Here is an 11,589-nt window from a genome sequence, read left to right on the forward strand (position 1 = left end):
GTACCTCTATCGCGGTTGGTGCGATGGATCGGCAGAAAGTTCATAGCCAGCCGAAAAATTACCGAATAACGCCGCCGCTTATCCTTTTCCGTTTGCCCGGGCAGGGCGTAGCTGGTATCTGTACGCATAACCAGTACTCGCTCGCCATGGCCCTTTTTCCTGTGACTGCAAATCCTCTCGACGATCCGTTCTACTACTTGAACAACTTCATGCAAGTGCTTGAATGGCTTGAGCATCGTTATGCCGATGTGTTGAGTGCCGAAGAGCAACACTTCATCCGCGAGTTCAAGTGGTTGCCCCGTGAACCCAGGGCGCTGCTGGTCAGGATGGTGATGCGCAAGGGGAATCACTTCCGGGTGAGCAAGCTGCATTACGTCGAAATCGGCGACATCGCCATCGCCGCCGGTCCACTGCTGGCGCTGGGCTGGATCGATGAGCAATCGCCGCTGTCGATCGAAGCGCTGTTCGAGGTGCTGCTCAAGGCGGAAATTCTCCAGTGTTTTGGCGACACCGTCGATCAACCCAAGGGAAAAAAGACCGATTGGCTGCCCGCACTGAGCGAACAATTTCCCTTGGTTCACAGCTTCGGCCAGTGGTGCCCGTCGCTGGATGACCGATTGTTCAGCCTGACCATCATGGGCCTGTGCGACCGGCTGCGCTTGATGTTTTTCGGCAATCTTTACCAGGACTGGTCCGAGTTCGTGCTGGCTGACCTGGGCATCTTTAGCTATGAAAAAGTCGAGTTCTGCGCCGACTCCCGAGGCCTGCGCAGCCGTGACGACGTGGACGCCTGTCTCTTTCTTCATCAGTGTCAGCTGCATTTCGAGGCTGGCGAAGCCGTGGAAGGCATTGTCGAGCAGATCAAAGGGCTGGCGCTGAGCAATCCCTGGCTGCAAAGACGTCGCGGCAAACTGTTGTTCCAGATCGGTCAGCACTGCGAGCGCCTGGCGGATTTCTCTACCGCACTGACGATCTACCGCGAGTGTGCGTATCCCGGCGCGCGCCTGCGGTTGATTCGCGTATTGGAGCGCTGTGGTGAATACCAACTGGCCATGGACCTGGCCACCTCGGTGGAGCAATCGCCGGAAAGTGCCGCCGAACAGCAACAATTGTTGCGTGTGCTGCCCAGGCTGCGGCGCAAGTTGGGCGGTCCGGTGATGAAGCGCTCGTCCCCACGGGAAATGCTGCGCCTGGACCTGCAACTGCCCAGAACCGACCCGGCGTTGTCGGTGGAGTCTTACGTTCAGGCGCATTTGGCGCAAGAGTCGGCACCGGTGCATTACGTCGAGAACAGCCTGATCAACTCGCTGTTCGGACTGCTGTGCTGGCCGGCGATTTTCGCCCCGTTGCCGGGGGCGTTTTTCCACCCGTTCCAGCGTGGGCCGGTGGATCTGCTCAATGAGGACTTTCACGCACGCCGCGCGGAGCTGTTCCAGGGCTGCCTGGCTGAACTCGATGACGGGCGTTACCGCCAGACGATTCGTGAACGCTATGCCAGCAAGTGGGGCGTGCAGTCGCCCTTCGTGTTCTGGGGTGTGCTGAACGAAGAATTGCTCGATCAGGCACTCGATTGCCTGCCGGCCGAACACCTCAAGCACTGGTTCAATCGACTGCTGTCGGACATCAAGGCCAATCGCGCCGGCATGCCAGACCTGATCCAGTTTTGGCCGCAGGACAAAACCTACCGGATGATCGAAGTCAAAGGCCCCGGTGATCGCCTGCAAGACAATCAATTGCGCTGGCTCGAGTTCTGCCATGAGCACCAGATGCCGATTGCCGTCTGCTACGTGCAATGGGCGGAGCAGGGCGCTTGAGTTACAGCATCGCGGTGCGGGCGCTGTGTGAATTCACCGCCAAGGTCGGTGACCTCGACCTGCGTTTTACGCCTTCGCCGACGGCGCTGGAAGGGATTGTCGGCCACCGTACGGTGGCGTCCCGGCGCAGCGAGGGCTACCAGAGTGAAGTCGCGCTTGAAGGCCTGTATCAAACGTTGAAGGTAAAGGGCCGGGCCGACGGCTACGACCCCGCGCAAAATTGCCTGGAAGAAGTCAAAACCTATCGCGGCGACTTGAGCAAGCAACCGGCCAACCACCGTCAGCTGCACTGGGCGCAGGCGAAGATTTACGGCTGGTTGATGTGCCAGAAACTGGATCTGGCGCAGATCAATCTGGCCCTGGTGTACTTCGACATCGTCAGCGAAAAGGAAACCTGCCTGGTCGAGGCGTTCAGCGCCGCGGAATTGGGGCTGTTCTTCGAAGCACATTGCGCCTTGTTCCTGCACTGGGCCGAACAGGAAATGGCTCATCGCGAAGGGCGTAATCGGGCGGCGCAACAACTGGCGTTTCCCCATGCCGACTTTCGACCGGGGCAGCGTCATCTGGCGGAGTCGGTGTTCAAGGCGGTCAGCACCGGTCGTTGCTTGATGGCCCAGGCGCCTACGGGGATCGGCAAGACGGTCGGCACGCTGTTCCCGATGCTCAAGGCCCTGGCGCCGCAGCAACTGGACAAGGTGTTCTTCCTCACGGCGAAAACTCCGGGGCGCAAACTGGCGCTGGACGCCGCGCAAGTGATCCTCGACAGCGCCGACGCGCCACCCTTGCGAGTGCTCGAAATGATCGCCCGGGACAAGGCCTGCGAGCATCCGGACAAAGCCTGTCACGGCGAATCCTGCCCGTTGGCCCAGGGTTTCTATGATCGCTTGCCCGCCGCTCGCCAGGCGGCCAGCAAGTTGTCCCTGCTGAACCAGAACGCATTGCGCGAGGTTGCCCTGCAACACGACGTCTGTCCCTACTACCTAAGCCAGGAAATGGCCCGCTGGGTAGACGTGGTAGTCGCCGATTACAACTACTATTTCGATTTCAGCGCGCTGCTGTTCGGGCTGGCCCAGGCCAATAACTGGAAAGTCGCGGTGCTGGTGGACGAAGCGCACAACCTGGTGGAGCGTGGCCGGCAGATGTACAGCGCCAGCCTCGACCAATCGACTCTCAACGGCGTACGAAAAACCGCGCCCGAGGCGTTGAAAAAAACCTTGCAACGGGTCAACCGTGAGTGGAATGCCCTGCATAACCTGCAACTCGGCGCCTATCAGGCCTATGACAAGGCGCCGGAAAAACTGCTCCAGGCGTTGTCATCGTGCAGCGCGAGCATCGGCGATTACCTGAACGATCATCCGCAAGGCCTGGACGGGGCGTTACAGAACTTCTATTTCGACATGCTGCAATTTTGCCGGGTGGCCGAGCTCTTTGATGAACAGTTCCTGTTCGACATCAGCAAGCGCGACCTCGACCGCCAACGCAACCTGTCGCAGCTGTGCCTGCGCAACGTGGTGCCCGCCGGCTTCATCCGCCCACGCTTGACGGCTGCACGCAGCACCGTGCTGTTTTCCGCGACCCTGAGCCCTCGCCACTACTATGCCGATCTGCTGGGCACGCCGGCGGACACGGTGTGGATCGACGTTGAATCGCCATTTCACGCCGATCAGCTGCAAGTGCACATCGTCAGCCAGATCTCCACGCGGTTCGTCCATCGCCAGTCATCCCTCGCGCCGATCGTCGAGCTGATTGCCCGGCAGTTCAGTCAACGTCCCGGCAACTACCTGGCGTTTTTCAGCAGCTTTGATTATTTGCAGCAAGTGGCGCAGTTGCTGGCCGAGAAACATCCACACATCAATCTGTGGTCGCAGTCCCGGGGGATGGGGGAAGGGCAGCGACAGGACTTTCTCGATCAGTTCACGGCCGAAAGTCAGGGCGTCGGTTTCGCGGTGTTGGGTGGGGCTTTTGGCGAAGGCATCGACTTGCCCGGTGCGCGCCTGATCGGGGCATTCATTGCTACCCTCGGACTGGCGCAACTCAACCCGGTCAACGAGCAGTTGAAACAGCGCATGGCAGCGATTTTCGGCGCCGGTTATGACTACACCTACCTGTTTCCCGGTGTGCAGAAAGTGGTGCAGGCGGCGGGGAGGGTGATCCGCACCCAGCAGGATCAAGGGGTGGTGATGTTGATCGATGACCGGTTTGGCGATAGCAAGGTCAAGCAGCTACTGCCACGCTGGTGGTCGATTGCTCCGAGGTTGTTGCACACTGTCGAGTAGGATTTTTTACTTTAAAAACATCGACATATCTTGAAAGACACGCCCATTTGAACGATCAGCGAATGCCGTCTTTATTCAAAGAACCAAGCATTACTTCCAAGCTGAATCTTTGATAAGGAAATCAAGATATGTCAGTAGCACCGAAATACACGTACACCCCTGAGCAGGTCACCGCAGCATTCAATGAAATAAAAGCGACGCTGTTCAGCGGCATTACGGCCGAGGCAACCCCCAAAATTCTGGTCGTTGCCGGGCTGCAAGGGTCAGGCAAAACCTATCTGCTGGAAAAGAACCTGCTGCCGTCAAAACGCTACGACAACTATGTTCGTCTGTACCTGCCCGACTACCGCAAGAAACACCCCCAATACGCAGAGATGATCAAACTTGGCGTCTTGCATGCGTATGAGCATACCGAGGCATTTGTTCGTGAAGTCAGCACGAAGATCCATACGCAGGCCTTCACTTGCAAATTCAACATCATCATGGAATGTGCGTTCGACAGTGTCGATTTCGCGGCCTTCCCGCCGTTGGCGACCGCCGCCGGTTATCAGTTCGAAACTCACATCGTGGGCTGCACTCAAGAGTTTGCTCATGTGTCGAGCATTAAACGAGCGTTCAAAAGCCTTGAAGACCAGGAAATGGAACGGTTTCTCACGGTATCGAAGCTGAATGCCAGCATGAATTATGCGCCTGCGATCATCCTGGCCTTCGAGACGGCTGCAAAGGCGGTAAGCGGCTCGCAAATCAATTTGTACGAGCGCGGGTTCGGTGGGTTGAACGAGCGAACCTTGATTGCCCAGAGTACTTACTCCAAAGCTGCCAACGGCACCGTCACCATGACGACAACCAAGGTGGATTTTGCGTACAGCGTCTATTCCAGCATTATCGACAACCACGTCTTCGCGGTGAGCGATCGCGACGAAGTCATCAAAGAGTGCCACCTGGCACTGCTCAAGATGGCGACTCATGCTTCGCATGTTCCGAAATTCGTCTACAACGATCTATACGCCTACATCGTCAAACACGTGAATCGATAACGCTGGGCGACGAGTACCGTTTTTCCGACTTTCCAAATGCGTGGTTTGTCGCATACTCCAAAAAAACGGTAATACCCAGAGGGATCAATGAACGAGGATCGGACCAAAGCCAGCGCCATCGACGACAGTCGTTTTCGGTTGTTGATCGATGCTGTCGTTGATTACGCGATTTACATGATTGATCCCGATGGAATCATCACCAGCTGGAACGCTGGCGCCAAGCGTTTCAAGGGGTATGAAGAAGCCGAAATACTCGGCCAGCACTTTTCGCGTTTCTATACCGAAGCGGATCGCCTTGCCGGTAAGCCCCAGCGAGCGCTGGACACGGCGATTCGGGAAGGGCGTTTCGAGGGAGAAGGCTGGCGGGTTCGCAAGGACGGTACGCGCTTCTGGTCCCACGTAGTGGTCGATCCAATTCTCGATCCGTCGGGCAAGTTGCTCGGGTTTGCCAAGATTACCCGCGACCTGACCGACCGCAAAATGGCCGAAGAAGTCCTCAAGCAAAGCGAGCAGCAGTTCCGCCTGCTGGTTCAAAGCGTCACTGACTACGCCATCTACATGCTCGCCCCGGATGGCCGCGTGACCAACTGGAACCTTGGGGCTCAGCGCATCAAGGGCTACTTGCCCGAAGAGGTCATCGGCCAGCACTTTTCGATGTTTTACACCCCGGAAGACCGCGAGGCCGGCCAACCGCAACGGACCCTGGACATTGCGCTACGTGAAGGGCGATTCGAAAACAAAGGCTGGCGCGTGCGCAAGGACGGTACGCGGTTCCTGGCCAATGTCGTGGTCGATCCGATTTGGGGCGAAACCGGCACGCTGCTCGGTTTCGCCAAGATCACCCGTGATATCACCGAAGCCACACAAGCCCAGCAGGCGCTGGAGCAAACCCGCGAAGCGCTGTTTCAGGCGCAGAAAATACAGGCCATCGGCCAACTCAGTGGTGGCATCGCCCACGACTTCAACAATTTGCTGACCGTCATCCTCGGCAATCTGGAAATCGTCCGCAAACGCGTGGGGGACGATCCGAAAATTACCCGTTTGGTGGACAACGCCACTCAGGGGGCCTTGCGGGGCGTAACCCTGACCCAGCGCATGCTGGCGTTTGCCAGACGTCAGGAGCTCAAAGCCGAATCCGTCCAGATCCCGGCGCTGGTGCAAGGGATCAGAGGGCTGTTGCGCAGTTCGCTCGGGCCTTCCGTGGTACTCGAAACCCGCTTTTCGCAAGAAATCGAGCCGGTCCTCGCCGACGTCAATCAGCTTGAACTGGCGGTACTGAACCTGGTGACCAACGCCCGCGATGCAATGCCCCATGGCGGAAAAATCGTTATCAGTGCCAAGGCTGAAGAAACCTGGGATCAACCGCAGTTATCCCTGTTGTCAGGCCGGTATGTCTGCCTGAGTGTCATCGACACGGGGGAGGGTATGGATGACGCCACGCTCGGTTTGGCAATGGACCCGTTCTTCACCACAAAAGGCGTTGGCAAAGGCACGGGGCTGGGACTGTCGATGGTGCATGGTTACATCGAGCAACTGGGCGGACGATTCGTCCTCAAGAGTCAGAAGGACATCGGCACGATCGCCGAACTGTGGATACCCGTCGCCACGACCGGTTCGGTTGCCAAGCCTGTTACCGAGGAGGCCGCACCGCCGGTGCACCGTCTATGCGTGCTGGTCGTGGATGATGACAGCCTCGTGTTGACCAGTACCTGCCTGTTACTCGAAGACCTGGGGCATCGGGTGATCAGTGCGACGTCCGGGGCGCAAGCGCTGAAAGTATTCGACACTGAATCAGCGGTTGACCTGGTCATCACCGACATGGCCATGCCACAGATGAATGGCGCGCAACTGGCGCAGGCTATCCGGATCATCAAGCCGAGCCTGCCGATCATCCTTGCCACCGGTTACGCCGAGCGCCTGGAAGGTTTCGCAACCAGACTTCCGCGCCTGTCCAAACCTTTTACCCAACTCAATCTGGTGGAAATCATCGCCACGGCCATGAAATGACCAGCGAGCTCAATGTTCGGCGGTGGCCCCCGCGTTCTTCTTGAAGCCGCGCACGTTCATGGCGCACAGACAAAACTGCAACACGATCAGTGCATAGGCCTGGGTGTGGTAACCCCAGATCACCCATAAAACATTGCTGACAATAAAACAGATGAAACCCGAGACCCTGCGTCTGGGGTTTTGGGAGCCGATCAACCACGCCGCCAGCACCGTGATCAGCATCGCTGGCCATTGCACCCAATCGAGATAGTCCATCCTCATTCCTTAATGTCAGACCCTTATGTCAGGGACCACTGTGACGAGGCACCGTTCGAGGCTTTGCCTCACGATGCCTTTGAATTTTTCGCCATCGAGTGGCTCAGAGTTTTTAACAGCCTATCCAAAAGGCCAGGAAAAGTATGACATTCAGCGCCCGGACCCGACGACTCACGACCAGTCCGTTGCTCGAATCGCCAAGGTTCCACTTTCCGTGGCCGATCCTGTGTATGGCGGCGAGGGTGCCTTGATGGGGGCCTGGAGGGCGCGTTGAAATCCGGCTGAACTTGTCAGAAGACGTTTCTTCTAAACGTCTTCTATCCCGTGCGTGACCCTCCTGTGCCAAGAATACTGACCAAAGCCCCGAGCGAAGAAAGCCTGACCGAACACAATGCCAAGATGTTCGGCTCACCCAAGGAGCGCCTGGATTTCTACCGCCGGGAAATCCAGTACGAAACCAGCATTCTGGCCAATCGCACTGATGCCTACCTGGCGGCGCAATCGTTTTTGGTGATTGCCTTCGCCTCCTGCATGTCCAACCTCAACCCCGAGTGGGGAAAACTCTTCACCCTGGTGGTGCCGCCATTCCTGGCGCTGTTGGGGCTGCTCAGTTCGCTCAACGCCTGGCCGGGGATTCGCGCGGCATACGACATCATCGATCACTGGCATTTCAAGCAGAGTGAGTTGTTGCGCAGCGAACCTTTGATGGGCCTAGCTTACGATGAGTCGCCGCTGTTCAGTGAGATGGAATCGTCCCATAAGGGGTATCGCAAGTCGTTGTTGTTTTCGGTGCGTACGCCGTGGATTTTCGCCACGTTCTGGATGCTGCTGGGCAGCTACGCGTTTTACATCCAGGTGACCAACCCCGGCGCGTGAACCGAACAACCAAAAAGGCCCGGCATATGCCGGGCCTCTTGCTGTCTCGCCACTTGCATCAAGCCGCCAGGTTGGCTGCGCTCATTTCTTTCTTGTATCGGGCCTTCAAACTTTCCATTTGCGCGCCCAATTCTTCCAGGGTGGCTTTACCCAACAGTTTTTTGGCCTGAGGAAACATTTCCGTTTCCTCTTCTTCAATGTGATGTTCCAGCAGTTCCTTGACCACTTTCACCCGACCGGCAAATTCCGGAGTGGAAGGGTCGGTGACCTTCAAGTCCGGCAGCACCAGCGAATCAACGGTGCGATGTTCTTCCTTGGCTTCGTAGTACATGACGTCCTGCTCTTTGCCTCCAGCCTTTTTATACGCCGGGTACAAGACTTCCTCTTCGAGACGGGTGTGGATGGCGATCTCCATTTCCAGCTTGGCCAGCAACTCGCCGCGTTTTTTAACACCACGTTCGGTGGATTCGCTTAATTGGGTCAGGATGCCTTTTACGCGTTCATGGTCTGCTTTCAACAGGACTATGGCGTTCATGGTCGAGTCTCTCCAACGAGTCAGGGGGTGAGCGCGAACGGTCTCAAGGCCGAAAGTCGCTCAATGTCCTTGAGCATTTGTCGTGCCGGTTTGCCAGTGCGATAACGTGTTTATAAAACAATAAGTTGAAGTGACTGATGGCGAACTGCGGTCATGCAGCCTGCATGAGTCCGGAAATCGACTCATGCAGTTCGCAGTGGAGCAGTGATGTTCCAGTCAATAAAAAGCCCGGCGACTGTGCGGGGCTTTTCAAGTTCAGGCTCTGGATTCGGGGTGCTGGAGCAAACGATGAGCGTTTTGCGTTGACATCGAGACAGGCGGGAAATCTTCGTTGAGCAGCCGTAAGTGCTCGATCGCTTCCTCGAACTTCAAGTCGGCCTTTCTGCGCATGGCCTGATAGCGATCAAACAGTTCCACATCCATGTCGTCGACCTCAAGTAACGCCCAGGCGCTGCGGCTCAGTGCCTGGGCGTCTTCAAACATTTGATGATTACGTTCCAGGGCGAAGGCCCGGCAGGCTTTGATTTCTTCGGAGGTGGAATAGTGAATCATGACCAGCACCTGATTTTCTCGAGGATCTTTTTGATAGGTATCGACGCCGCAGGGGAACCGAACCTGGCAAGTCCCACCGTGCAAAAGCCGGACGGGATTAAGGTTGTGACTGGCTGGATCGCAAAAGAATTTCAAATTTATGAACGTGAAAACTCGATAATTCCGACCCTGAACGTGCAGACATCAAATCAAATATCCTGTTTTTTATGCCGTTCGTATCGGGCCAGCATCGGTTGGGTGCTGATCCCGTGGATGAGGATGCTTAGCGCGACCACGCACAAGGTCAGATCCATGCAGAGCGTTGCAATCGACGGGTCCAGGCCGTGGTTCAGGGCATAAAACAGGTAATACAGACTGCCGATGCCGCGTATGCCGAACCAGCCAATCAACATTCGCTGGTGGCCGTTGAGCAAACTGCCCCAAGGCATGGCGACGACGCTCAGCGGTCGTATCAGGCAAAACAACACGCCAGCGATCGGCAACGCACGCCAGTCCCAGTGCGCCATCAGCACCACGCCGAGCAGCGTTACCAGAAAGACTTCCATGGCCCGTTCCACCAGACTGCCGAAGGCGAGCATGTCGCCCATCATGATGCCCGCGGCGACCTGAGTGTCTTCCAGGCTTGCGGTATCACCATGAACGGCATCTTGCGGCTCGACGTTCTGATGGCCCACAACAGGCTGAACCAGATGCTCGGCGGGAAGTTCGTCGTCGCCCGTGGATTTGACTTCTTCATGACGCAAACCCAGACCGGCGGCGAACACCGACAGAAAACCGTAACCGTGAATCGACTCGGCCCCGACATACGCCAGGGCAATCAAGGCGAGGGCGAGGTAATCATTCGGGGAAAGGGTGCTGTCGTCATTCTGGATCCGCATTAACAAGGTCAGGCGGCCAATACCGCGTCCCATCCAGTAGCCGGTGAGCAAACCGGCCGGGACTGCCCACAACAGACTGCGGAGCACCCAATCGCTCAGCCAGCCGGGGTTGCCGTCGTGTTGCACCAGCAGCAGGCCGAGGATGACAAACGGGAAGGCGATCCCGTCATTGAGCCCGGCCTCACCCGACAGCCCGAAGCGCACGCTGTCGTCATCCCGGGCGTCGTTGACTTGTACCAGGGCAGCGAGCACCGGGTCGGTGGGGGCCAGAATCGAGCCGACCAACACGGAGGCGCCCCAGGGCAATTCGAAACCGTAATGCAGCAACAGGCTGACGCCGGCAATGGTCAGTACCATGACCGGACCGGCCAGGCCGTAGGCAATGCGCCAGTTTTTATCCTTGAACGGCAAGCGCAACTTCAAACCACAGACAAACAACGAAAACAGCACCGCGACTTCCGTCAGGTGCTCCATCCAGGTGGACGCATCTTCGGTGTCCAGTTTCAACAGCCCGAATCCCGCGGGCCCGATGGCGACACCCAGCACCAGGCACACCGCCGACGTAGTCACCGGCATCCATCGCAGGTACGACGATGTCAGTGCCAGCGTCAGCAGCACGGCCCCCAGCACCGCCACCCATAAAATGAAACTCATGCTCGGTACTCGTCGGGTGCGTGCCGCGATGTAGAGGCTTTGACGATCAACCGACGGTCGCGCGCAGGTATTCAGGCGTCAGTACGTTAAACCATAGCAGGATCATTGAGACCAGGAGGGTGACCAGCACCAGGATCGCCAACCAGCGGCTTGGGTACAGACCGGCAATACCGGCGAGGAAAAACGGCGTCACGGTGTAGGCATAACCGATGCATTGATTGACGGTCGCCCTTAAGCGTATGGAGGGGTGGGTTTTGACAGGGGTTCATTTTTTTATCCCCTGAGCCGAGCGTGGTCCGATAAAGGGAATGTTTGGAGACGGCGAAGGTCAACCGAGCAGCTCTCTGTCTGGATGATTTTCCATGAGCATCAGCCAATCCGTGGTCGAGTATTTGCGTGAAAACGACTTGCTGTTGACCACCGCAGAGTCTTGCACGGCCGGAAAAATCGTCACGCTGCTGGCTGAGATCCCGCACAGCGGGGAGCTGATCGAAAGCGGCTATGTAGTTTATTCCCCCGAAGCGAAACAACGGTTGCTCAACGTCAGCCCCGATACGATCAAAACATTCAACCTGACCAGTTGTGAAGTCGCTCGGGAAATGGCGTTGGGTGCGCTGCGCGACAGCACGGCCAATGTCGCCGTGGCGACCACCGGCATCCTCGGCCCGGAAGATGTCGATGGCATTCCGGCCGGCACCATTTGTT

10 protein-coding genes and 1 pseudogene are annotated in these 11,589 nt (G+C 57.3%); 6 read left to right on the top strand and 5 right to left on the bottom strand.

Annotation, left to right across the window (positions count from 1 at the left end; genetic code table 11):
• Positions 1-146 precede the first annotated feature (146 nt).
• The 4 genes from WLY71_RS26475 to WLY71_RS26490 all read left to right on the top strand — a co-directional run bounded on the left by WLY71_RS26475 (position 147) and on the right by WLY71_RS26490 (position 7,134).
• Positions 147-1,814, top strand: a complete 1,668-nt coding sequence (locus tag WLY71_RS26475; protein ID WP_347805900.1) for a VRR-NUC domain-containing protein — start codon at positions 147-149, stop codon at positions 1,812-1,814.
• Positions 1,811-4,090, top strand: a complete 2,280-nt coding sequence (locus WLY71_RS26480; RefSeq protein ID WP_347805901.1) for an ATP-dependent DNA helicase — start codon at positions 1,811-1,813, stop codon at positions 4,088-4,090. The genes WLY71_RS26475 and WLY71_RS26480 overlap by 4 nt, the downstream gene beginning before the upstream one ends.
• Positions 4,091-4,218: 128 nt before the next feature.
• Positions 4,219-5,127 carry a zeta toxin family protein gene (locus tag WLY71_RS26485; protein WP_347805902.1) on the top strand — a complete coding sequence of 303 codons (909 nt, stop codon included), beginning with the start codon at positions 4,219-4,221 and terminating at the stop codon, positions 5,125-5,127.
• A gap of 87 nt (positions 5,128-5,214) precedes the next feature.
• Complete coding sequence (locus WLY71_RS26490) at positions 5,215-7,134, top strand: hybrid sensor histidine kinase/response regulator (RefSeq protein WP_347805903.1); 1,920 nt, start codon at positions 5,215-5,217, stop codon at positions 7,132-7,134.
• 9 nt (positions 7,135-7,143) lie between these two features.
• Here WLY71_RS26490 and WLY71_RS26495 read toward each other — a convergent pair whose 3' ends face one another.
• Complete coding sequence (locus tag WLY71_RS26495) at positions 7,144-7,389, bottom strand: hypothetical protein (RefSeq protein WP_347805904.1); 246 nt, start codon at positions 7,387-7,389, stop codon at positions 7,144-7,146.
• A gap of 339 nt (positions 7,390-7,728) precedes the next feature.
• On the opposite strand from WLY71_RS26495, the gene WLY71_RS26500 reads away from it, so the two are divergent.
• Positions 7,729-8,265, top strand: a complete 537-nt coding sequence (locus tag WLY71_RS26500; RefSeq protein WP_347805909.1) for a hypothetical protein — start codon at positions 7,729-7,731, stop codon at positions 8,263-8,265.
• Between the two features lie 58 nt (positions 8,266-8,323).
• Here WLY71_RS26500 and WLY71_RS26505 read toward each other — a convergent pair whose 3' ends face one another.
• From WLY71_RS26505 to WLY71_RS26520, 4 genes and pseudogenes are all read right to left on the bottom strand, one after another.
• Positions 8,324-8,800 carry a PA2171 family ribosome-binding persister protein gene (locus WLY71_RS26505; RefSeq protein WP_347805905.1) on the bottom strand — a complete coding sequence of 159 codons (477 nt, stop codon included), beginning with the start codon at positions 8,798-8,800 and terminating at the stop codon, positions 8,324-8,326.
• Between the two features lie 255 nt (positions 8,801-9,055).
• Complete coding sequence (locus tag WLY71_RS26510; protein ID WP_347805906.1) at positions 9,056-9,487, bottom strand: hypothetical protein; 432 nt, start codon at positions 9,485-9,487, stop codon at positions 9,056-9,058.
• A gap of 53 nt (positions 9,488-9,540) precedes the next feature.
• A complete protein-coding gene (locus tag WLY71_RS26515) occupies positions 9,541-10,884 on the bottom strand; it encodes a cation:proton antiporter (protein ID WP_347805907.1) in 1,344 nt (447 codons plus the stop codon).
• Positions 10,885-10,930: 46 nt separating this feature from the next.
• A pseudogene (locus tag WLY71_RS26520) lies at positions 10,931-11,116 on the bottom strand (hypothetical protein); the annotation flags it as partial.
• Between the two features lie 130 nt (positions 11,117-11,246).
• Here WLY71_RS26520 and WLY71_RS26525 point away from each other — a divergent pair.
• The coding region (locus tag WLY71_RS26525; RefSeq protein WP_347805908.1) for a CinA family protein at positions 11,247-11,589 on the top strand (343 nt) is incomplete at its 3' end.

It is taken from the genome of Pseudomonas rossensis, from assembly GCF_039888995.1.
GTDB lineage: Bacteria > Pseudomonadota > Gammaproteobacteria > Pseudomonadales > Pseudomonadaceae > Aquipseudomonas > Aquipseudomonas rossensis.